25 protein-coding genes are annotated in these 22,264 nt (G+C 61.8%); 19 read left to right on the top strand and 6 right to left on the bottom strand.

Features of this window, described 5'->3' with window-relative positions; all coding sequences use genetic code 11:
• Window positions 1–123: 123 nt before the first annotated feature.
• The 3 genes from RO009_22700 to RO009_22690 all read right to left on the bottom strand — a co-directional run bounded on the left by RO009_22700 (window position 124) and on the right by RO009_22690 (window position 2,612).
• Window positions 124–846 carry a PIG-L deacetylase family protein gene (locus tag RO009_22700; GenBank protein MDT3687849.1) on the bottom strand — a complete coding sequence of 241 codons (723 nt, stop codon included), beginning with the start codon at window positions 844–846 and terminating at the stop codon, window positions 124–126.
• 37 nt (window positions 847–883) lie between these two features.
• Window positions 884–1,555, bottom strand: coding sequence for a GntR family transcriptional regulator (locus RO009_22695; GenBank protein MDT3687848.1), 672 nt, complete (start codon window positions 1,553–1,555; stop codon window positions 884–886).
• A 109-nt stretch (window positions 1,556–1,664) separates the two neighbouring features.
• Window positions 1,665–2,612: a tetratricopeptide repeat protein gene (locus RO009_22690; protein MDT3687847.1), complete on the bottom strand. Its 948-nt coding sequence runs from the start codon at window positions 2,610–2,612 to the stop codon at window positions 1,665–1,667.
• 242 nt (window positions 2,613–2,854) lie between these two features.
• Between RO009_22690 and RO009_22685 the strand changes: the two genes are divergently transcribed.
• A complete protein-coding gene (locus RO009_22685) occupies window positions 2,855–3,724 on the top strand; it encodes a hypothetical protein (protein ID MDT3687846.1) in 870 nt (289 codons plus the stop codon).
• 169 nt (window positions 3,725–3,893) lie between these two features.
• Here the strand turns inward: RO009_22685 and RO009_22680 are convergent, their stop codons facing one another.
• Window positions 3,894–4,625, bottom strand: coding sequence for a TIGR04282 family arsenosugar biosynthesis glycosyltransferase (locus tag RO009_22680; GenBank protein MDT3687845.1), 732 nt, complete (start codon window positions 4,623–4,625; stop codon window positions 3,894–3,896).
• A 289-nt stretch (window positions 4,626–4,914) separates the two neighbouring features.
• Between RO009_22680 and urtA the strand changes: the two genes are divergently transcribed.
• From urtA to ureG, 13 genes are all read left to right on the top strand, one after another.
• On the top strand, window positions 4,915–6,231 hold the full coding sequence (urtA, locus tag RO009_22675; GenBank protein ID MDT3687844.1) for an urea ABC transporter substrate-binding protein: 1,317 nt from the start codon (window positions 4,915–4,917) through the stop codon (window positions 6,229–6,231).
• Between the two features lie 58 nt (window positions 6,232–6,289).
• Complete coding sequence (gene urtB / locus RO009_22670) at window positions 6,290–7,912, top strand: urea ABC transporter permease subunit UrtB (protein ID MDT3687843.1); 1,623 nt, start codon at window positions 6,290–6,292, stop codon at window positions 7,910–7,912.
• Window positions 7,909–9,063 carry an urea ABC transporter permease subunit UrtC gene (urtC, locus tag RO009_22665; GenBank protein ID MDT3687842.1) on the top strand — a complete coding sequence of 385 codons (1,155 nt, stop codon included), beginning with the start codon at window positions 7,909–7,911 and terminating at the stop codon, window positions 9,061–9,063. Before urtB ends, urtC begins: the two co-directional genes overlap by 4 nt.
• Window positions 9,060–9,821 (top strand): urea ABC transporter ATP-binding protein UrtD, encoded by a 762-nt coding sequence (gene urtD / locus RO009_22660; protein MDT3687841.1) that lies wholly within the window; start codon window positions 9,060–9,062, stop codon window positions 9,819–9,821. The genes urtC and urtD overlap by 4 nt, the downstream gene beginning before the upstream one ends.
• A 3-nt stretch (window positions 9,822–9,824) precedes the next feature.
• The gene (gene urtE, locus RO009_22655; protein MDT3687840.1) at window positions 9,825–10,520 is read left to right on the top strand and encodes an urea ABC transporter ATP-binding subunit UrtE; all 696 of its coding nucleotides are present in this window, start codon (window positions 9,825–9,827) and stop codon (window positions 10,518–10,520) included.
• Between the two features lie 43 nt (window positions 10,521–10,563).
• The gene (locus tag RO009_22650) at window positions 10,564–11,385 is read left to right on the top strand and encodes an urease accessory protein UreD (GenBank protein MDT3687839.1); all 822 of its coding nucleotides are present in this window, start codon (window positions 10,564–10,566) and stop codon (window positions 11,383–11,385) included.
• A 15-nt stretch (window positions 11,386–11,400) separates the two neighbouring features.
• A complete protein-coding gene (locus tag RO009_22645) occupies window positions 11,401–11,703 on the top strand; it encodes an urease subunit gamma (GenBank protein ID MDT3687838.1) in 303 nt (100 codons plus the stop codon).
• A 10-nt stretch (window positions 11,704–11,713) separates the two neighbouring features.
• A complete protein-coding gene (locus RO009_22640) occupies window positions 11,714–11,902 on the top strand; it encodes a hypothetical protein (GenBank protein ID MDT3687837.1) in 189 nt (62 codons plus the stop codon).
• Complete coding sequence (locus RO009_22635; GenBank protein MDT3687836.1) at window positions 11,902–12,207, top strand: urease subunit beta; 306 nt, start codon at window positions 11,902–11,904, stop codon at window positions 12,205–12,207. The genes RO009_22640 and RO009_22635 overlap by 1 nt, the downstream gene beginning before the upstream one ends.
• 3 nt (window positions 12,208–12,210) lie before the next feature.
• On the top strand, window positions 12,211–13,923 hold the full coding sequence (gene ureC / locus RO009_22630) for an urease subunit alpha (protein MDT3687835.1): 1,713 nt from the start codon (window positions 12,211–12,213) through the stop codon (window positions 13,921–13,923).
• 124 nt (window positions 13,924–14,047) lie between these two features.
• Window positions 14,048–14,599, top strand: a complete 552-nt coding sequence (locus tag RO009_22625; GenBank protein ID MDT3687834.1) for an urease accessory protein UreE — start codon at window positions 14,048–14,050, stop codon at window positions 14,597–14,599.
• Between the two features lie 175 nt (window positions 14,600–14,774).
• Complete coding sequence (locus tag RO009_22620) at window positions 14,775–15,428, top strand: urease accessory protein UreF (GenBank protein ID MDT3687833.1); 654 nt, start codon at window positions 14,775–14,777, stop codon at window positions 15,426–15,428.
• Window positions 15,429–15,430: 2 nt separating this feature from the next.
• On the top strand, window positions 15,431–16,048 hold the full coding sequence (gene ureG / locus RO009_22615) for an urease accessory protein UreG (protein MDT3687832.1): 618 nt from the start codon (window positions 15,431–15,433) through the stop codon (window positions 16,046–16,048).
• Between the two features lie 2 nt (window positions 16,049–16,050).
• Here the strand turns inward: ureG and paaG are convergent, their stop codons facing one another.
• Both paaG and RO009_22605 read right to left on the bottom strand, forming a co-directional pair.
• Window positions 16,051–16,836 (bottom strand): 2-(1,2-epoxy-1,2-dihydrophenyl)acetyl-CoA isomerase PaaG, encoded by a 786-nt coding sequence (paaG, locus tag RO009_22610; protein MDT3687831.1) that lies wholly within the window; start codon window positions 16,834–16,836, stop codon window positions 16,051–16,053.
• A gap of 36 nt (window positions 16,837–16,872) precedes the next feature.
• The gene (locus RO009_22605; protein ID MDT3687830.1) at window positions 16,873–17,292 is read right to left on the bottom strand and encodes a MarR family transcriptional regulator; all 420 of its coding nucleotides are present in this window, start codon (window positions 17,290–17,292) and stop codon (window positions 16,873–16,875) included.
• Window positions 17,293–17,644: 352 nt separating this feature from the next.
• On the opposite strand from RO009_22605, the gene RO009_22600 reads away from it, so the two are divergent.
• From RO009_22600 to RO009_22580, 5 genes are all read left to right on the top strand, one after another.
• Complete coding sequence (locus RO009_22600) at window positions 17,645–18,898, top strand: ABC transporter substrate-binding protein (protein MDT3687829.1); 1,254 nt, start codon at window positions 17,645–17,647, stop codon at window positions 18,896–18,898.
• Between the two features lie 62 nt (window positions 18,899–18,960).
• Window positions 18,961–19,833 carry a branched-chain amino acid ABC transporter permease gene (locus RO009_22595; GenBank protein MDT3687828.1) on the top strand — a complete coding sequence of 291 codons (873 nt, stop codon included), beginning with the start codon at window positions 18,961–18,963 and terminating at the stop codon, window positions 19,831–19,833.
• Window positions 19,830–20,834: a branched-chain amino acid ABC transporter permease gene (locus tag RO009_22590; protein ID MDT3687827.1), complete on the top strand. Its 1,005-nt coding sequence runs from the start codon at window positions 19,830–19,832 to the stop codon at window positions 20,832–20,834. Before RO009_22595 ends, RO009_22590 begins: the two co-directional genes overlap by 4 nt.
• A complete protein-coding gene (locus RO009_22585; GenBank protein MDT3687826.1) occupies window positions 20,831–21,559 on the top strand; it encodes an ABC transporter ATP-binding protein in 729 nt (242 codons plus the stop codon). Before RO009_22590 ends, RO009_22585 begins: the two co-directional genes overlap by 4 nt.
• Complete coding sequence (locus tag RO009_22580; protein MDT3687825.1) at window positions 21,559–22,263, top strand: ABC transporter ATP-binding protein; 705 nt, start codon at window positions 21,559–21,561, stop codon at window positions 22,261–22,263. Before RO009_22585 ends, RO009_22580 begins: the two co-directional genes overlap by 1 nt.
• Window position 22,264 lies beyond the last annotated feature (1 nt).

Raw genomic sequence — 22,264 nt, 5'->3', positions numbered from 1 at the left:
CTGTCATCCTGAGGTGCTCGGCGAAGCCGGGCCTCGAAGATGAAAAGGTCCGGGCCGTCGCCCTTCAAGGCTTGCTTCGCTCGCACCTCAGGTGACGGCGACAGCGCGGGGATTCCCAAAAATTTACGCCAATTCCTCCAGCGCCTGCGGGAAAAGCCGCTGATAGGCCTCGCCATAAGTCATCGGCTTGCCGGTATTGCGGCCGCCCTGCACGCCGCGATTGAGCGCGACGCGCTCATAATAGGCCCAGAGATGTTTCTGTGCCGCGAGTACCTGGAAGGCCTTGTATTTCGTTTCCCACACCTCATCGATGTTGAGGATGACCTGAGGCTTGAAATTGCATTGCTCGGGCTGATGCGGCTCGAACAGGAAGACGGGCGGGGCGGAATAGGTGTATTTCGCGCCTGGCTTGTGGCCCATGGCCTGTGCGACTACGCGTGTCTCCTGCGCAAAGTGCGCGGCGTTCGGATGATCGAAATTGTACGGATCCTCCAAAGCGTGCGTAAGTACGAAGGAGGGATTGAGTTCGCGGTAGATGTCGACCATGCGGTCGAAATGCTTCTCGGTGAGACGCAGCGGATAATCGCCGGCATCGAAGAATTCGATCTCCGCGCCGAGAATCTGCGCTGCGCGCTCGGCCTCGTCCTTGCGTCCCGCTTTCACTTTCTCCAGCGTTGCGCCTTGTTCCTTCCAGGCGAACTGGCTTTCGCCGCGTTCGCCGAAGCTCATGCACACGATCTTGACGCGATAGCCTTTCTTGGCGTGCAGCGCGATGGCGCCGCCGGCGCGCCATACGAAATCGCCGGGATGGGCGGTGACGACGAGACCTGTTTTCTGCTCGGGCATGTGAACTCCGGTTTACGTAATATAGCGCGGTGTCGGGTCAGAAGCCGCCATGTCGGGCGGCTTCGATCGCCTGCATCAGCAATTCTCTGAAATGGTGAAGGTGCCGTCGCATTGCCGCTTCGGCGGCGTCGGCGTCGCCTGAACAGATCGCGTCGATGACGACCTGATGCTCGGACAGCGACGTTTCCGGCCGGCCCGGCAACAGGATGACGCGATATTGCAGCCGCACCAGATGCGACTTCAGCGTCTGCAAAATGCGGTTTGCGGTTTCGTTGCCGGCGATACGCTGGATCTCCCGGTGCAACTCCGCATTGCTTTGCGAAAAGCCCGCATAGTCGGCGCTCTTCACCGCCCGCCGCATCTCGGCAGCGATCCTGCGCAACGTCTTGCGGTCGGCGGGCGTTGCGCGTTCGGCCGCGCGCCGCGCCACCATACCCTCGATGGCGAGACGGGTTTCGGCAATCTCGATCGCCTCTGCGTCCGACACCGCGCGCACGCGTGCGCCGCGATTGGGCTCGCGCACGACCAGTCCTTCCTGGTCGAGCATCGCCAGCGCCATGCGGATATTGGCGCGGTTGACGTGGAAGGATTTCGCGAGATCGGCTTCGATCAGCCGCTCGTTGGGCATCAACTGGCCGCGCGTGATCGCCTCGCGCAAATGCGTGGTGATGTCGGAAGGGTCGCCGGCGGGGCGGTCTGCAGTGGTCATGGTGCCAAATCTCGTTATTTGGATTGTTAACAATTTTGTTTCTATCGTCAAGCGTCCGCACGCCGTGCCCAGCTCGGGAGGGTCCCATCGGGCCCCGGCTCCGCCATCGTCAACGCTGTTTTGCGCGGATAGCCTGTTCGCGTTTGGTCAACTCGGCTGCCTCGGCTTTGCGCCCGAGGGCCCGGTAAAGTTCCGCCAGATTGTGTATCGAGACCGCGACATGTGGGTGATCGGGGCCAAGGGTCTTTTCGCGGATCGCCAAGGCGCGTGTTGCCAGCGGCTCCGCTTCGGTATGACGGCCCATTTCCTGATACAGCACTGACAGATTGTTGAGCGCTGCTGCGACGGCAGCATGCTCCGGCCCGACCGCCTTCTCGGTCATTTCCAGTACGCGCTTGAACAGCGGCTCAACCTCTTCGTGCTGGCCTTGATCTCGGTAGAAGCCCGCCATGTCGTTGAGCGTCTGGGCGACCGCGGGATGATCCGGCCCATAGGCTTTTTCGCGGATCGCCAATACGCGCTGGAATAGCGGTGTCACCTCATCGACGCGATTCTGTACCCAGTAGATGCGCGCGAGCTGATGGAGGGTATTTGCGACGTCCGGGTGTTCTGGCCCACCGATCTTCTCGTTGAGCACCAGCGCGCGTTTGAACAATGGCTCGGCTTCAGAGAGACGCCCCATAACCCGGTAAAGGCCAGCCAGATTGCTGATCGCCTGCGAGACGAGCGCAGGATCCGACCCTTGTGACTTTTCACGGATCGCCAACGTCCGTCGATAAAATGGTTCGGCTTCTCGATAGCGGCCCAGCCTTTGGTAAAGAAGGCCCGCATTCGTTAAGTGCGGCACGATATCGGGGTGGTCTGGTCCGAATCTCCTTTCCAGGATCGAGAGGACTTGCTGCGCCAGCGGCAATGCCTCGGCATATTTGCCGGCCCTGTAGAGCGCGCTCGCCTTTGCAGCGAGCGCGGCAGCATCGCCGGGCGCTTGTGCATCCGCCGGCGCGATGATGGCGAGCGCTGCGGCAAGACCAATGCAGGTGGCTACACACTTCCGCATGGGATGTCTCTTCGACTGTCTCTCCACTCGCGCGTGACGTGGATATACCGGAATCGTGAGGTGATCGTAGTCTGGGCGGGATGCAGTGTGATCCATTGACCAGAAATCGCCGAAGATTATAACAGCCGACCGTCGCCTCGTCGTACTCCCGCAATCATGATGGCCGGTGTTGTTCCGTGGCGATCCGCTCAGGCGCCGTGTCGTCCTTTGGACGCAAGGTCAGAAAACGAAAGCAATTTGAGATGACTGCGTCGCTTCCTACCTTGCGCGTCGCCATTGGCGATTATCCGCATACTCTGCCGCTCAAGCGCGGGGAGATCACATCGCCGATCTTGCGACTGGAATTTGTCGAGAAGAAGCCGATGCACACCGCATTCAAGCCAATGGTGCGCGAGCATGCCTTCGATGTCAGCGAATTGGCGCTGGTCACGGTGTTGCAGGCGAAGGCTTACAACAAGGGTCTGAGGCTGCTGCCCGCGGCCATGCTGTCGCGCTTTCAGCATCACACATGTCTGTACAATAGCGAACGCGGCAAGATGCGCCCGGCTGATCTCGCCGGCAAGCGCATCGGCGTCCGCTCCTACAGCCAGACCACTGGCGCCTATATCCGTGGCATCATCGAGAACGATTACGGCGTGGATCTCGGCGGCGTGCAATGGGTCACCTTCGAGGATGGCCATGTGGCGGAGGCCAAGGATCCGGACGAGGTGATCCGCGCACGGCCTGATCAGGACATCACGCAGATGCTGATCGACGGTGAACTTGATGCTGCGATCTATGGCGCGGCGATGCCGGACGATCCGCGCCTGAAGAGCGTCATTGCCGATCCGCATGCGGCGGCGCAGGCTTGGTACGAGAAGCATGGCGTCATCCCGGTCAATCACATGGTGGTGGTGACCGATGAAATCATGCAAGCGCAGCCGCAGGCGGTCGCGGAATTTTATCGACTGCTTGAGCAGAGCAAGGCAAAAGCCGGCTTGCCGGCAGCCGGAGCACTTGATGCTGCGCCGTTCGGCCGCGAGGCCAATAAGCCCTGTCTGGAGATGCTGATCTCCTATGCCGTGCAGCAGAGGCTCATCCCGCGCCGGCTGAGCGTCGATGAACTGTGGTGACGTCAGTTATTGTCGTTCCCCGCGCAAGCGGGACACCCAGGGGATCGCTGATCTCTTAAGTGGTGGATCGCCCGCATCTCGCCTTCGCTGACGCTTCGGAGGACAATACCCCATGCCCGTCAAGCCCTGGCGGAGACGGGTCGCGGGCGATGACGCCATAAATCGCAGGTCACCGCACCACATTCACCGGCGCATGATTGTCCCGCATTGCGGCTAACTCGGCGAGATAGTGCCGCGTATGCAGCGCCGGCGCGCCGACGAGTCCTTTCGGCGCAAATTGCGGTGGATGGCCCGCGAATTCCTGCTCCAGCACCGCGAGATATTCCCCATCGTCGACATCGTACCAGAGCGGCAATTCGACGACTGGCAGCCTGAGTTGCAAAGCTCGTGCACGTGTCTGTTCGTAGACGCGGGGTGTGCTCCAGTCGATGTCGGTGAACAAGGCGTCGTGCGGCTGCGTAAGCCCGATCAGCGTATAGCCGCCGTCATGCGCGGGCGCGATCACGACATTGTCGGTATGCCCGGTCATGGCGATGGCATCGCGCAGGATGGAGTGCGGCAAGGTTGGGCTGTCGGCATTGACCAGTACCACGCCGCGATGTCCGGCGGTGAAGAGCTCGCGGGTCATGCGAATCAGCCGCTGTCCCAGACCGCCGTCCGCTTGCGGCATGATGCGAAAGCCGTGCGGCAGCAGCGGCAGCAAATCGCGCTCGGAAGCCGCCGGCGTATAGATCGCGTAATTGGAGGCCGCCGCCACATCACTCATGGATTGCGCGACGTCGCGGATAAAGGCGGCGGACAAGTCTGCGCATTGCTGCGGCGTCAGCGCTGGCGACAGCCTGGTCTTGGACCGGCCGGGCTGGGGCGTTTTGCAGACAATGGCGACGGCAATAGGCAGCATGGTTGGTCGGGTGTGATGAATTTCAACTCTTAACGGACCCTTACCGCCCTTGTTTGCGATAAATGCGTCTGCCTCTTTGAATCGCATGCGCAGAGAATAAGCAGGGCATCTGATAAAAAAGTAGGCAGCGATCTATTCGAACTCTGGCCAAACCCGGGTCATACGCGCGAATCCCTCCCCGATCTCAGGAACTTAGCCGCGATAAACGCACTTGGCACGGGCCTTGCGATCCCTCGTTGCAGCGCAGTGCCGGGTCCGCTGGTGCGCGCGTCCAACAGAGGGATCACCCATGTTTCATCCCATTCGTGCGGTCGCCGAAAGACCGTTGGCCCGCCGCTGGCTTGCCGCCACGGCCGGCCTCGCACTGTCCGTTGCAGCTGTTCTCCCCGCCAAGGCGCAGGATACGATCAAGGTCGGCATTCTTCATTCGCTCTCGGGCACCATGGCGATCAGCGAGACCACGCTGAAAGACGTGATGCTCATGCTCATCGAAGAGCAGAACAAGAAGGGCGGCTTGCTCGGCAAGAAGCTCGAGGCCGTGGTCGTCGATCCGGCGTCGAACTGGCCGCTCTTCGCTGAAAAGGCGCGCGAACTGATCACCAAGGAAAAGGTGGCCGCCGTGTTCGGCTGCTGGACCTCGGTGTCGCGCAAGTCGGTGCTGCCGGTGTTCAAGGAGCTGAATTCGATCCTTTTCTATCCGGTGCAATACGAGGGCGAGGAAAGCGAGCGCAACGTATTCTACACGGGCGCGGCGCCCAACCAGCAGGCGATCCCGGCGGTCGACTACCTCATGAAGGAAGAGAAGGTGCAGCGCTGGGTGCTGGCCGGCACCGACTATGTCTATCCGCGCACGACCAACAAGATTCTTGAGGCCTATCTGAAGTCCAAAGGCGTCAAGTCGGACGACATCATGATCAATTACACGCCGTTCGGTCATTCCGACTGGCAGACCATCGTTGCCGACATCAAGAAGTTCGGCTCGGCGGGCAAGAAGACTGCGGTGGTGTCCACCATCAACGGCGACGCCAACGTTCCCTTCTACAAGGAGCTCGGGAACCAGGGTGTCAAGGCGAAGGACATTCCGGTCGTGGCGTTCTCGGTAGGTGAGGAAGAACTTGCTGGCATCGACACCAAGCCGCTGCTCGGCCATCTCGCCGCCTGGAACTACTTCGAATCGATCGACACGCCGGCGAACAAGGAATTCATCGCCAAGTGGAAGGCCTTCACCAAGAATCCGAAACGCGTCTCCAACGACCCGATGGAAGCGCATGTGATCGGCTTCGCCATGTGGGTGAAGGCGGTCGAGAAGGTGAAGTCCACCGATCCGGATAAGGTCATCGATGCGCTGCCGGGTATCGAAGCGCCGAACCTCACCGGTGGTGTCTCCAAGATGCTTCCCAACCATCACATCACCAAGCCAGTGTTTATCGGCGAAGTGCGCGGTGATGGTCAGTTCGACGTGGTGTGGAAGACCGAAGGTTTGGTCCCGGGCGATGCCTGGTCCGACGAACTCGAAGGGTCGAAAGATCTCGAGGCGGACTGGGTGAAGCTGAAATGCGGGAACTTCAACACCAAGCTTAAGAAATGCGGCGGGCAGGGATCGTAAACGCTGCCTGACACTACGGGAGGCGGTTTCCTCCGCCGCCTCCCGCTTTTCACGCTCGATGCCGGGAAACATTGAGATGCGAAGGATTTGCGATCGTCTGGTCGCGCTGGCGCTTGCTGTCGGCTTTCTGATCGCCGCCGCGCCGGGATACGCCCAGACCTACGACGAAGCGCTGGCAAAATTCGCCGCCGGCTCGTTCGGCGATACTGAAGCCGGCATTGAAGGCGTTGCGGCGAGCGGAAATCCGCTGGCGGCGCGTGTGATCGAAGCGCTGCAGGACTCGCGCCTTTATGTCGATCCGGCCACGAAGAAGGTTTACTTCAAGGAAAGCGCCGATCGCACGTTCGATGCTGCGACCGGCAATGCGGTCAGCGAGCCTGCCGGCCTGAGCCGAGTTCGGCTTAACAACAGGCTGCGCCGTGCCATCGATGCGGCGCTTGGCGGCCTGACATTGCTGTCGCCTGATCCCGGCAAACGTTTTGAGGCGGCGCAGGCCGTTTTCAAGTCGCGCGACGCCAATGCGCTGCCGGCGCTGCAGACCGCCATCGGCAAGGAAGCCATTGCCGGTATCAAGCGGGCATTGATGGAGGCGAGGGCGGCTGCGGTGCTGTACAAGCCTGATGCCCCCGAAGCCGACAAGCTCGATGCCGTCGCGGTGATCAAGGCGCGGGGCGATCAGGAGGCGCTTGCGCTGCTCGCAGGAGTGCCGACGAATAATCCTCCGGCGGTGCTGAAAGCAGCCAAAGACGGCGTCTCGTCAATCGAGAGTCAGCTTGCCATGTGGGCCGCCGTGCAGAATGCCTGGTACGGCTTGTCGCTTGGTTCGGTGCTGTTGCTGGCCGCCATCGGTCTTGCCATCACCTTCGGCGTGATGGGCGTCATCAACATGGCGCATGGCGAGATGGTGATGATCGGAGCGTATGTCACCTTTGTGGTGCAGGAGATTATCCGCGCACACAATCCCGGCCTGTTTGACTATTCGCTGCTGCTCGCCGTGCCTTTGGCGTTTCTGGTATCGGGCTTCATCGGCATTCTGATTGAGCGTGGCGTCATCCGCTTTCTCTATGGCCGGCCGCTGGAAACGCTGCTCGCCACCTGGGGCATTTCGCTGATCCTGCAGCAGGCGGTGCGCACCATGTTCGGGCCGACCAACCGCGAGGTGGGAAACCCCTCGTGGATGAGCGGCGCCTTCGAGATCGGCCAGATCACCATCACCTATAACCGGTTGTGGATCATCGTCTTCACGCTGGCGGTGTTCGCCGGATTGCTGGCGTTGCTGCGCTTTACCCGTATCGGACTGGAAATGCGCGCGGTGACGCAGAATCGTCCGATGGCGGCGGCAATGGGCATCCGCACCAGCCGCGTCGACGCGCTGACCTTCGGACTGGGCTCGGGCATTGCCGGCATCGCCGGCGTTGCGCTGTCGCAGATCGACAACGTTTCGCCCAACCTCGGCCAGAGCTACATCATCGACTCCTTCTTGGTCGTCGTCTTCGGCGGGGTTGGCAATCTCTGGGGTACGCTGGTTGGGGCCTTCGCGCTCGGGATCGCCAACAAATTCCTTGAGCCCTTTGCCGGTGCGGTGCTCGGAAAGATCCTCATTCTCGTTCTGATCATCCTGTTTATCCAGAAGCGTCCGCGCGGCCTGTTCGCGCTCAAGGGCCGGGCGGTGGAAGCATGAACGGCCTCCTCATCCGCTCGCTCGACCGCGGCGCCACGATCTTTCTTGTGATCGTGGCGGCGGCAGTCGTCATCGTGCCGGCACTCAATCTGCTGGTGCCGGAGAGTTCGCACTTCCACATTCCGACCTATGTGGTCGCACTGTTCGGCAAGTATGTCTGCTACGCGTTGCTCGCCCTCTCCATCGACCTGATCTGGGGCTATTGCGGCATTCTTTCCCTTGGCCACGGCGCGTTTTTCGCGCTCGGCGGCTACGCCATGGGCATGTATCTCATGCGCCAGATCGGCACGCGCGGAGTCTACGCGCATCCGATCCTGCCGGATTTCATGGTGTTCCTGAACTGGAAGGAATTGCCGTTCTTCTGGTACGGCTTCCAGTCATTCCCGTATGCCATGCTGATGGTGTTGCTGGTGCCCGGCCTGCTCGCTTTCGTGTTCGGCTGGTTCGCCTTCCGCTCCCGTGTGACCGGCGTCTATCTGTCGATCATCACCCAGGCGATGACCTTCGCGCTGATGCTTGGCTTCTTCCGCAACAATTTCGGCTTCGGCGGCAATAACGGTCTGACCGACTTCAAGGATATCCTTGGCTTCAATGTGCAGGCGCAGGGCACGCGCGTGGCGTTATTCGTAGCGTCCTGCATGGCGCTGGCACTCGGTTTCATCATCTGCCGCGCGGTGGTGACGTCCAAATTCGGCAAGGTCCTGATCGCCATCCGCGACGCCGAATCGCGCACGCGTTTCCTCGGTTACCGCGTGGAATCCTACAAGTTGTTCGTCTTCACGCTTTCGGCCTGCATGGCGGGTGTCGCCGGCGCGCTTTATGTGCCGCAGGTCGGCATCATCAATCCGAGCGAATTCGCGCCCGCGAATTCCATCGAGGCGGTGATCTGGGTTGCCGTCGGTGGCCGCGGCACGTTGACTGGCGCCGTGCTCGGCGCAATTTTGGTCAATTACGCCAAGACGACATTCACCACAGGCTTTCTGGCGCCGTACTGGCTGTTCCTGCTCGGCGGACTGTTCGTTGCGGTCACGCTGTTCCTGCCGCGCGGCATCATCGGCACCATCGCGTATTGGTGGAAAGAACGGCGCGCGTACGCCCCGAAAGATGTCGCCATGCCGGATGCAGAACCGGCGCCGCGGCCGGCGGAGTGATCATGATTGAAAAACGCACCACAACCGCTTTGCTATATCTTGACGGCGTGACAGTCTCCTTCGATGGCTTCCGCGCGCTGAACAATCTGTCGCTTGCGGTCGAGCCGGGCGAGATGCGCGCCATTATCGGCCCCAACGGTGCCGGCAAAACGACGATGATGGACGTCATCACCGGCAAGACGCGGCCGGACGAGGGCGACGCGGTGTTCGAAGGCAACCGCGATCTCACGCGGCTGGATGAGGCGGAGATCGCGATGCTTGGCATCGGCCGCAAGTTCCAGAAGCCGACCGTGTTCGAGATGCATAGTGTCGAGGACAATCTTCTGCTGGCTTTGAAAGACGACCGTTCCGCGCGGGCGGCGCTTCTGTGGCGCGAAAGCGAAGAGCAGGCCGAGCGCATTGACAGAATTCTCGATACGATTCGCCTCAAGCCTGCGCGCGACCGGCTCGCGGGTTCGCTGTCGCACGGGCAGAAGCAGTGGCTGGAAATCGGCATGCTCCTGGCGCAGGAGCCGAAACTGTTGCTGGTGGATGAACCTGTTGCCGGCATGACCGACGCGGAGACGTATCAGACCGCCGAACTTCTCAAGGATATCAATCGCGACAAGACCGTCATTGTGGTCGAGCACGACATGACCTTTGTCCGTGAACTGGGCGTCAAGGTGACCTGCCTGCATGAAGGCTCGGTGCTGGCGGAAGGATCGATCGATCAGGTATCTGAGAACGAACGGGTGGTTGAAGTGTATCTGGGGCGATGACTCATGCTCGACGTGAAACATATCGATCTGCACTATGGCGCGGCGCAGGCTCTGCGCAACATCTCGCTCACCGCCGAGCCCGGCAAGGTAACCTGTGTGCTCGGCCGCAATGGCGTCGGCAAGACCAGCCTTTTGCGTGCCATCGTCGGCCAGCAGCCGGTGAGCCGCGGCGAGATCGATTGGGGCGGCCACAATATCAACCTGCTCAAACCTTATGAGCGCGCGCGCGCCGGCATCGCCATCGTGCCGCAAGGCCGCGAGATTTTTCCGCTACTGACCGTGGAAGAAAATCTGAAAACCGGTTTCGCGCCGCTCAGGCGTGCGGAGCGCGAGATTCCGGATGATGTCTTTTCGTTGTTTCCGGTTCTGCATGACATGTTGCGCCGGCGCGGTGGCGACCTGTCCGGTGGCCAGCAGCAGCAATTGGCGATCGGCCGGGCCCTGGTCATGCGACCGAAGTTGTTGCTTCTCGACGAGCCGACGGAGGGCATCCAGCCCTCGATCATCAAGGACATCGGCCGCGCCATTTCCTATCTGCGTGGGCTGGGCCAGATGGCCATTGTGCTGGTCGAGCAGTATTTCGACTTTGCCCGCGAGCTGGGTGACCAATTCGTGGCAATGGACCGCGGCGCTGTGGTTTATTTGTCCAACAACGAGAATCTTGACGAGGCGGCCTTGCGGCGCGCGTTGGCCCTGTGACAATGGCCGCAAAGCGGGGAATGTCGTGAGGGCCGCAGCCAAGATGCAGGAGAGCGACGAGACTTTCGCCGCCAACCGCGCGCGCGGGCGCATTGCCCTTGGCGTTGCCGCGGTCGATGGGCGGACGCGGCGCAGCCAGGTGGGCGAAGAAGGCTCGCTGCGGGTGCGGTTTCCAAACACGACGGCGGCCGAATGTGAGGCGGTGATCGTGAACACCGCGGGCGGGATTGCCGGGGGAGACCGGTTCGCACTGGAGGTGAATGCCGGCACGGGTGCCGAACTGGTTGTCACCGGCGCGGCGGCGGAAAAGGTCTATCGCGCCATCGATGCGGATGCCGAGATGGCCGTGAGCCTTTCGGTCGCAGCCGGCGCCGCGCTGCGCTGGCTGCCGCAGGAAACCATCCTGTTCGACCGTGCCCGGTTGCACCGGTCCATCGACGTGGAGCTTGCCGACGACGCATCGCTTCTGCTCGCCGAGGCAGTCGTTTTTGGCCGTTCCGCGATGGGCGAGAGTGTGAACCAAGGCCGGCTCATCGACCGCTGGCGGGTGCGCCGAGGCGGCCGGCTGATCTTCGCCGAGACCCTGCGGCTGGATGGCGACATTGCCGACACACTGGCAGAGCCCTCAGTGGCGAAAGGATCTGCCGCGATTGCGACCGTCCTGCTTGTGCCTGGCAGCGACGACGCCATTGCAAAAGTGCGCGCCCTCGGCGAGCAATTCGCCGGCGAAGTCGGAATCTCAGTCTGGAACGGCATTGCGGTGGCGCGGCTCTGTGCCCGGGACGGTGCGGCGTTGCGGCGCGATCTTATCGCGATGCTGGCGGCGCTCGATCGCAAGACGCTGCCGCGACTTTGGTTGAACTGAAATCGGGAAGGGGCGATGAATCTCACACCGCGCGAAAAAGACAAGCTGCTGATCGCGATGGCCGCGATGGTGGCGCGCCGGCGCCTGGAGCGCGGCGTCAAGCTCAATCACCCCGAAGCCGTCGCCTTGATCACCGATTTCATCATGGAGGGTGCGCGCGACGGCAAGAGCGTCGCTGAGCTGATGCGCGACGGCGGCAACGTGATCACGCGCGACCAGGTGATGGAGGGCATCCCCGAGATGATCCACGATATCCAGGTCGAGGCGACGTTCCCCGACGGCACCAAGCTTGTCACCGTGCACCAACCGATACGCTGAAGGATTTGAAATGAAGATATTGATTGCTTTGCTCTCGATGCTGGTCGCGTCCACGGCCTTTGCTCACGATTCGACGGTGCCGCATGGTCATCCGCATGCAACGAGCATGTTTCCCGATTATGCTGTGATGCTGCTGGCGGCGGCTTTGGTCGCCGGCGGCGTGATCGCGTTCCGCATTTGGCGGAAGGAGGGGCGTTGATGATTCCTGGCGAAATGCTGATCAAGGACGGCGAGATCGAGCTGAACGCCGGCCGCAGGACCGTGACGCTGACGGTGTCGAACACCGGCGACCGCCCCATCCAGGTCGGCTCGCATTATCATTTCTTCGAGACCAACCCCGCGCTGAAATTCGACCGCAAGAAGGCGCGCGGCATGCGGCTCGATATCGCGGCGGGCACGGCTGTTCGCTTCGAGCCGGGCCAGACGCGCGAGGTGCAACTGGTCGCGCTCGCGGGCAAGCGCGCGATCTACGGTTTTCGTGGCGACGTGATGGGGAAGCTCTAAGCCATGTCGGCAAAAATCAAACGCTCCGTCTATGCTGACATGTTCGGCCCCACCACGGGCGACAAGGTGCGGCTCGCCGACACCGACATCATCATCGAGGTGGAGAAGGATTTCACCATCTATGGCGACGAGGTGAAGTTCGGCGGCGGCAAGGTGATCCGCGATGGCATGGGTCAGTCCCAGATGACCAACAAGCAGGGCGCGGTCGACACCGTCATCACCAATGCGCTCATTCTCGATCACTGGGGAATCGTGAAGGCCGATGTCGGCCTGAAGGACGGAAAAGTCCATGCCATTGGCAAGGCCGGCAATCCAGACATCCAGCCGGGCGTCACCATCGTCATCGGGCCGGGGACCGAAGTGATCGCAGGCGAGGGCAAGATCCTCACCGCCGGCGGCTTCGACACGCACATTCATTTCATCTGCCCGCAGCAGGTGGATGAGGCGCTGATGTCGGGCGTCACCTCGCTGCTCGGCGGCGGCACCGGCCCCGCGCACGGCACCTTCGCCACGACCTGCACGCCGGGGCCATGGCACATCGCGCGCATGATCCAGGCGGCGGACGCGTTTCCGGTCAATCTCGGTTTCGCTGGCAAGGGCAATGCGTCGCGTCCCGCCGCGCTGGAGGAAATGGTCAAGGGCGGCGCCTGCGCGCTCAAGCTGCACGAGGACTGGGGCACGACGCCGGCCGCGATCGACAATTGCCTGTCGGTCGCGGACGATCATGACGTGCAGGTGATGATCCACACCGACACGCTCAACGAGAGCGGGTTTGTCGAGGACACCATCAAGGCGTTCAAGGGCCGCACCATCCATGCCTTCCACACCGAAGGCGCCGGCGGCGGCCACGCACCGGACATCATGAAGGTGGCGGGGTTGAAGAACGTCCTGCCGTCGTCCACCAATCCGACGCGGCCGTTTACGAAGAACACCATCGACGAGCATCTCGACATGCTGATGGTGTGCCACCATCTCGATCCCTCGATTGCGGAAGACCTCGCCTTTGCCGAGAGCCGCATCCGCAAGGAGACGATCGCGGCGGAAGACATCCTGCATGACATCGGCGCGCTCTCGATGATGTCGTCGGACAGCCAGGCGATGGGGCGGCTCGGCGAGGTCATCATTCGCACCTGGCAGACCGCCGACAAGATGAAGAAACAGCGCGGGCGCCTGAAGGAAGAGAAGGGCGACAACGACAACATGCGCGCCCGCCGCTACATTACCAAATACACGATCAATCCCGCCATCGCGCACGGCGTATCGCACGTGATCGGCTCCATCGAGAAGGGCAAGCTGGCCGATCTCGTGCTGTGGTCGCCGGCCTTTTTCGGCGTGAAGCCGGATTGCATCATCAAGGGCGGCACCATCGTCGCCGCGCAGATGGGCGATCCCAACGCCTCGATCCCGACGCCGCAGCCGGTGCATTACCGCCCCATGTTCGGCGCCTTCGGGCGTGCGCTCACCGCGTCGTCGGTGGTGTTCACCTCGAAGGCGGCGGTTCGCGCCGGACTTGGTCGCAAACTCGGCATCCAGAAAGAACTTGTGGCGGTGAAGAATACGCGTGGTGGCATCTCGAAGAAAAGCATGATCCACAACGGCGCGACGCCGAAGCTGGAGATCGACGCAGAGACCTACGAGGTGAGGGCGGACGGCGAACTTCTCACCTGTGCGCCGGCCGAGGTGCTGCCGATGGCGCAGCGGTATTTTTTGTTTTGACCTCTCAACTGTCGTCCCCGCGAAAGCGGGGGTCCATAACCTCAGTGTCGCATTACGGTGACGGCCGGGATTATGGGTCCCGGCGCTCGCTTCGCTCGACCGGGACGACGGTGTAGGTTTGGCTATGCACCGCGTTTCCTCAATTGTGTCCGCCGGCCAGTGGAACGACTCCATCGCCGTCGATCGCGTCATCCTCGACGCCGACGACCGCCAGCGGCGGCGCATTGTGCTGACCGGCGAGCAGGGCACGAAGATCCTGCTCGATTTCGACAAGCCTATGACATTGCGCGACGGCGATGGGCTTGTGCTGGAGGACGGCGCCATCGTGCGGGTCTGCGGTCAGCCGGAGGAACTCGTCGAAATCAAAGCATCCTCGCCGCGCGACTTCGTGCGGCTGGCCTGGCATCTCGGCAACCGCCACACCGACGTGCAGATCGTGGGCGAGCGCATCCGTATCCGCCGCGACCATGTGCTGGAGGAGATGCTGCGCGGCCTCGGTGCGCAGGTGACGCCGGTCAACGCTGCGTTCGATCCGGCAACCGGCGCGCCGCATGGGCATGCGCACGGCCACGGTCACGATCATCACGGCCATGCCCATCACGACCATAGTCATTCGAATGACCATCACCAAGGACATGGCCACTCCCACCACTACGGCCAGAAGCATGAGCGGTAAGAAGAAAAACATGCCGCTGGCGAAGGGGCGGGTGCGGAAGCGATCCGACCCGTCATGGCCGGGCTTGTCCCGGCCATCCATGTCTATGCAACAATCTGGACCCAAGGACGTGGATGCCCGCGACAAGCGCGGGCATGACGATTGTGCTTTTGGCTCCGCCGCCCTCTACCGGCTGATGGCCTGGCTCTCGCCTTCGTATCCGGTCGGCGCCTTTTCGTATTCGAGCGGCATCGAATGGGCGGTGGAGGCCAGCGACATCCGCGACGCCGCAACGTTGAAAGACTGGCTGGCGGTGATGATGGAGACGGGCAGCGGCTTCTGCGACGCGATCTTTCTTGTGCAGGCGCATCGCGCGGCGGCAGCAGGCAATCAAGATACGTTGCGGGATATTGCCGAACTCGCGGCCGCGTTTGCGCCGTCAAAGGAACGGCATCTTGAAACAACCGCGCAGGGCCGCGCCTTTCTCGAGGCGACGCGCGCGGCCTGGCCATGTAAGGCTCTCGATCGATTGACTGACATCTGGGATGGTCCGGTGGCCTATCCCGTCGCGGTCGGTGTCGCGTCCGCGGGGCACGGCATCGCGGCGGATGCGGCTTTGCATGCATTCCTGCATGCCATCGCGGCGAACTGGATTTCTGCCGGCGTGCGTCTGATCCCGCTCGGACAGACTGACGGCCAGCGTGTGCTGGCGGCGCTTGAACCGGTGATCGCTGCGACTGCTCAGCGTGCACTTGAAGCGACGCTCGACGATCTTGGCAGCGCCACCTTCCGCGCCGATCTTGCCAGCATGCGGCACGAGACCCAATACACGCGATTGTTCAGGAGCTGAGAATGAAAAATCCCCACGGCCCCCTGCGTGTTGGTGTCGGCGGTCCGGTCGGCTCGGGCAAGACCGCGCTGATGGATGCACTCTGCAAAAAGCTGCGGGACAGATACGAGATCGCCGCCATCACCAACGACATTTATACGAAGTGGGACGCCGAATATCTGGTGCGCTCAGGTGCGCTCGCCGCCGAGCGTATCGCTGGCGTCGAGACCGGCGGCTGCCCGCACACCGCCATTCGCGAAGATGCCTCGATCAATCTCGCCGCGGTCGCCGAGATGCGGCAGAAATTTCCCGACCTTGATCTCGTGCTGATCGAATCCGGCGGCGACAATCTCGCCGCGACCTTTTCGCCGGAGCTCGCCGACATCACCATCTATGTCATCGACGTCGCCGCCGGCGACAAGATTCCGTCCAAGGGCGGCCCGGGCATTACGCGCTCGGATCTGCTCGTCATCAACAAGATCGACCTTGCGCCTTATGTCGGCGCCTCGCTTGAGGTGATGGACCGCGACGCAAAAAAGATGCGCGGGCAGCGGCCATTCGTCTTCGCCAACATGCGCGAAGGCAAGGGTGTTGATGAGGTCGCGCGCTTCATCGAGGAGAAGGGCGGGCTGGGTGTTTAAGGCTATCGTTTGCCGGAAAAGATAGGCTTTCTCTTGGCAAGGAAGGCGCGAACGCCCTCCTTGTAATCCTCATGCGAGCCGGCCTGTCGCTGCAATTTGCGCTCGAGATCGAGTTGAGTGGATAAGTCGTTGTCCTCCGATGCATCAAGCGCCTGCTTGATCAGACCAAGTCCATAGGTCGGGGCCGTCGCGAAATGGGCGCAGAGCGCTTCCGCCTCGGCCATCAGCGCGTCGTCCTCGACCGCCTTCCAGATCAGTCCCCATGCCTCGGCTCTCTCCGCGGCCAGCGGCTCCGCCAGCAGCGCCAGTCCGCGTGCCCGCGCCTGTCCGACAAGACGGGGCAAAATCCACGTCCCGCCGGCGTCTGGGATCAACCCAATCCGCGCGAACACCTGCGTGAAAGTTGCCGAGCGGGATGCCAGCACGATGTCGCAGGCGAGCGCCACGTTGCAGCCCGCGCCCGCTGCAATGCCGTTCACTGCCGCGACGACGGGAAAGGGAAGCGAGCGCAGCTTTTTGACCAGTGGATTGTAGTATTTTTCCAGCGCCTCGCCCGGTACGACGATGTCGCCAGTGGCAGTGACGCGCTCGTTCAGGTCCTGTCCGGCGCAAAATGCGCGGCCTGAGCCGGTCAACAGCAGCGCCCGGCAATCCTCGTCGGCTTCCGCTTCCGAAATGGCGGCCTTGAGCGCCTGCTGCATGGTCTCGGTAAAAGCATTCAGCCGCTCCGGCCGATTCAGAGTGAGAACCCGAAAGCCGGGCCGCTTCTCGACAAGGATTTCGTCCATCGCGTGGCTCCCGGATAGGAGTGGCGCCGTCTCGACTCAGTCGCGTTGACCGAACTGACGAAAAATGCCGAGCATCGCCTTGTAATTCTCCTCGCCCAGCGTCTTCATCAGGTTCGCCTCGTGCCGCACCGCCAGTGCCTTGGCCTGTTTAAGCACTTTCTGGCCCTCGGCCGTAAGATGCAGGGCGTGTGAGCGGCGATCATGCGGCGACGCCTGCCGTTCGGTGAAGCCGCGCTTTTCCAGTTTGTCCAGCACATGCACCAACCTGGCGCGTTCGATCGCCAAGGCGTCAGCCAGATCGGATTGCGACAGCCCCGGATTGGCGCCGATCACCGTAAGCACGGAATACTGGGCGGGACGGATTTCCAGCGGCGCCAGGCTGCGGATGAAATCCTGAAAAACCCAGACCTGAACACGGCGGATATAATAGCCGAGGTGCCCGTCCAGCGGGCCCATTTTGATATCCTTCGTTTCCTTGCGCGGCCCCTTTCGGGACTCCGATGCCGGGCGAGGGTCTGGTTTTCGATCCGACACAGGTTTCTCCCGGAGACAGCGAAGCGCCGGCAACGCCTCGGCCGGCAAGCCTAACACAACGAGATAGTTGTTGACGACATCTATTGTTATATACAACAATTAGCAGCAAGAGACGTCCAGAGGGGATGCAGCGGCGTGCGGGATTTTTCAAGCGCTGCCATGCCGGCGGCGTCGATGCCGCAGGAGAGAAACAGCCATTGCATCCGGGCTGGAACAATAAGAACAATAGCGCCACGACGGCTGAGAGCCGTAAATGCGACCAGGGAGGAATTTAATGAGCTCTAATTCATCGAAATCCGGACATGCGGGTTTCAAGGTCACCCGCCGCACTTTCGCTGCCGGTCTCGGCGCGACGGGCTTTGTGGCCGGCACTGCACCGTTCAACATCGTGCGCGGGCAGGGCGCGGCCCTGAAAGTCGGCGTGCTTTTGCCGCGGTCGGGCTACCAGGCCGGTATCGGCCAGGATTGCCAGCGCGGCGTCGAAATCGCAGGCGGCATCCTCAAGGATCTCGGCTATCCGTCGCTGCAGATCATGAACGCCGACACCGAGTCCAACGTCGACAATGCGCGTGCACAGGCAGAAAAGCTGATCAATGGAGGCGCGCAGCTTCTGGTCGGCGCCTTCGATTCCGGCCAGAGCACGGCCATCGCCCAGGTCGCGGAGCAGAAGGGCATTCCCTATGTCATCAATATTGCCGCTGCCCCGCAGATTACGGAGCAGGGCTACAAGTTCGTCTTCCGCAACTTCCATACCGCGGGCATGATCCTCGGCGGCGCCTTTAAGAATCAGAAGGAAGTCTTCGCAATCGCAGGCTCTGCGCCGAAGTCAGTCGTGTTCATGCATGTAAACGATACCTTCGGCACGGCCATGCAGAAGGGCATCGGCGCTGTCATGCCGAAATTCGATATGCCCTATAAGGTCGTCGAGACCATCGCCTACGATCCGGCCGCGCGCGACCTCTCTGTGGAAGTTGCCAAGGCCAAAGCCACCGGCGCTGAAGCGCTGCTCGTCGTCAGCCGTCTCAACGATGCGATCCTGCTTACGCGCGAGCTGGTCAAGCAGCGCTGGTCGCCCATGGCAATCATGAGCATGGGCCCGGGCTGGTACGAGGACCAGTATCTGAAGACGCTTGGCAAGCTCTCCGATGGCCCGATGACCTTCGTGCCGTGGTATGATCCAAACAAGAAGGTGAGCAAGATGCTCGAGGCGGCGCTCGCCAAGGCACATCCCGGCGTCAACGTGAACACCAACCATGTCTATACGTTCGAAGCCCTGATGGTGGCGGCGGACGCCTATAAGCGTGCAGGCTCGACCGATCCGAAGGCGCTGGCCGACGCGATCCGAAAGACCAACATCACCGAGAACGTGTCGACCGGTCCCGGCATCATGTTCAACGAGAAGGGCCAGAACGACAAACTAGAGATCACCGGAATTCAGAATCGCGGCGGCAAACTGCCGACGATTGCACCCAAGGTAGCGGCGATCGCAAAGCCTGAATTGCCGATGACCCCCTACAACAAGCGCTGACGTTCCGCTGAAGACGCTCCGGCCGTGCACGCGGCCGGAGCCTTTGCTTTCAGGACAAGGCCGTGCCCGCAGAAATCTACCTGAATGTCGCCGTCGGCGGCCTGCTGACCGGCTTGGTCTATGGACTGATGGCGCTTGGCCTGTCGGTCATTTTCGGCGTGATCAGGGTTGTCAATTTCGCGCATGGCGAGATGATGACAATCGCGATGTATATCGCGATCATGCTTTTTTCCGCCTTCAATCTTGATCCACTGGTAATGCTGGTGCCGATCGCGGCCGTGCTGTTCGCGCTCGGCTATGTCATGCAGGCGGGACTCATCAACCCGTTCATCAATCGGCCCGAGCATAGCCAGTTCATATTGCTGGTCGCGGTTGCGCTCATCATGGTCAACGGGCTGCTGATCATTTTTGGTCCGGACGCCCGTAACGTGCAGACGTCCTATTCGTTTGACAGCTTTCAGGTCGGTCCGCTGATCGTCGACGCCACCAAGGTATATGCGGGCTTGGCCGCTATCACGGTGGCGGCGGCCTTATTCGCATTCTTCCGCTTCAGCTTTCTCGGTCAGGCGATCCGCGCCTGCGCTGACAATTACATCGGCGCGCTGGTCGTCGGGCTTGATGTCAAGCGCCTCTATGCGCTGACCTTCGGTCTTGGCGCGGCCTGCGTGGGCGCCGCCGGGGCGATCCTCGTGCTGATCATTGACGTGACCCCGCCGCTCGGACCGGCCTACACGCTCCTTGCCTTCGTCATCGTGATCACCGGCGGGCTCGGCTCAATGCCCGGCGCCTTGCTGGGCGGGATCCTGATCGGCATGACCGAAGCACTGGCTGGATTGTTCTTCACGCCGTCCGCCAAAAGCATGTTTGCCTTCGGGATATTGGTGCTGGTGCTCCTGTTCAGGCCGCAAGGCATCATGGGAAGGAAAGCGGCATGATGGGCCGGCTGACCCAGGAGCTGTCGCTGCGCGGACTGGTGCTGCTCGGCCTGCTGTTCGCCGCGCTTCTGGCCGCGCCGTTCCTCATCAACGACTATCTGCTCACCATCCTGATCATCATCCTCTATTTCGCCTATGTCGGTCAGGCCTGGAACATCATGATGGGATTCGCCGGGCAGTTGTCGCTCGGGCACGCGCTCTATGTCGGCCTCGGCGCCTATACAACGGCGGCGCTCTATGTCCATTACGGCGTCTCGCCCTGGATCGGAATTCTGGTGGCGGTGCCGGTGGCGATGATCTGCGGTGCGATCATCGGATTTCTGGCCTTCCGCTTCAGTGTCGCCGGCGTCTATTTCGCAATCCTGACCATCGCGTTTGCTGAATTTGCCCGTGTTGGCTTTGATCATTTCAGTTGGGTCGGCGGGTCCAGCGGATTCTTCCTGCCCGTCGCGAACTACACGCAGAATGATCTGTGGAATCTGCGCGGCAAGCCGATCATGTTCTATTACCTGATTCTGGCGCTGACCGTTCTGGCCTTCGTGATCTGCCGTTCCTTGTTGCGCAGCCGCATCGGCTATTTCTGGCTTGCCATTCGCGAGGATGAGGAGGCCGCGCGGTCGCTCGGCATCAACGCATTCCGCTACAAGATGTATGCTGTCGTTCTTTCCGCCGGCCTGACGTCGCTGGCGGGCGTGTTCTTCGCGTTCTATTACAACAATCTCTTTCCGGAGCAGGTGTTTCACATCTCCCGTTCGATTGAATTGATCCTGGCGCCGATCATCGGCGGTGTCGGCACCCTGTTCGGACCGATCCTCGGCGCATTCCTGCTGACCGGCCTGTCCGAGACCATGCATTCGATCTTGTATTCGCTGGGCGTCGATATTCCGGGCGCGAAGCAGGTCTTTTACGGAATTTGCCTGCTGCTGGTCGTGATGCTGTTGCCGGACGGGGTCTGGCCATGGCTGTACCGCAGGCTCGGTTTGTCGGGAGACAAGCCATGACCGCGCTGCTGAAGGTCGATGCGGTCACCAAGCGGTTCCGCGGCCTCCTGGCGGTCGATCGCGTGAGTCTGGCGGTCCAGCCGGGCGAAATCTATGCCGTCATCGGACCGAACGGTGCCGGCAAGACCACGCTGTTCAACATGATTGCCGGCGCTTTTGCGAGCGATGAGGGCTCCATCACTTTCGACGGCAGCCGCATCGACGGCTTGTCCGCCGACCGGATCTGCCAGCGCGGTATCGGCCGCACATTTCAGATTGTGAGGCCTTTCCTGGGGCTGACCGTCGAGGACAATGTCATGGTCGGCGCGCTGTTGCGCCGCCCGTCGCCCGGCGCCGCCCGCGAATGGGCCCATCTCATTCTCGACCGGCTGGACCTGTACGAGAAGCGCAATCACATGGCCTCGTCGTTGACGCTGCCGGACCGCAAGCGGCTGGAAGTGGCGCGTGCGATCGCCACCGATCCAAAGCTGCTTCTGCTGGATGAAGTCATGGCCGGGTTGCGGCCCACCGAAACCGACCGCATGGTCGAGGTCTTTCGGCGGCTGGTGGACAATCACGGCGTCACTATCCTGCTGATCGAGCATGTGATGCGGGCGGTGATGGCGCTCGCCTCGCACGTGATGGTTCTGCATCACGGCGCCACGATTGCGCAGGGCGTACCGGCCGATGTCGTGCGTCATCCTGCGGTCATCAAATCCTATCTCGGCGCGGAGGCCGTTCACTGATGCTCCGCGTCGAAAACCTTGATGTCTTCCACGGCGATGCGCAGGCGCTGGACGACGTCTCGCTTGAAGTCGCTGAGGGTTCGATCGTCGCCATCGTCGGAGCCAACGGCGCGGGCAAGACCTCGCTGATCCGCACGCTCGGCGGCATGTATCGGTCGGCGCGCGGCAGAATTCTCTATCGCGGCAACGACATTGCGAACTGGCCGAGCCACAAGGTCTGCAATCTCGGCATCGGCCAGGTGGCGGAAGGAAGGCAGATCTTTCCGACGCTGAGCGTTCAGGAGAACCTGGACATGGGCGCGATGCTGCCGAGGGCGCGCGAGGCGCGCAACAAGAATCGCGAGCGCATCTACGCGATGTTTCCGCGATTGCACGAGCGTGCGGGGCAGGCCGCCGGCACATTGTCGGGCGGCGAACAGCAGATGCTGGCCATCGGCCGCTGCCTGATGGGGGCTCCCGAACTCGTCATGTTCGACGAGCCCTCGCTCGGCCTCGCCCCGGCGCTCGTGCAGGACGTGCTGCAGACGATCCGCGATCTCAATCGCGACGGGCTGACCTGCGTATTGGTGGAGCAGAATGTCGCGGTGTCGCTGAAGCTGGCGAGCCGCGCCTATGTTCTGGAGAACGGCCGCATCACGCTGTCCGGCTCGGGCGAGGAATTGCTCCACGACGATCGCGTGCGTAAAGCCTATCTGGGCATGTAGG

The organism is Pseudorhodoplanes sp. (genome assembly GCA_032027085.1).
Taxonomy (GTDB): Bacteria; Pseudomonadota; Alphaproteobacteria; order Rhizobiales; family Xanthobacteraceae; genus Pseudorhodoplanes.
Note: the sequence above shows the minus strand (reverse complement) of the source record. Positions and strands in the feature narration are given on the sequence as shown.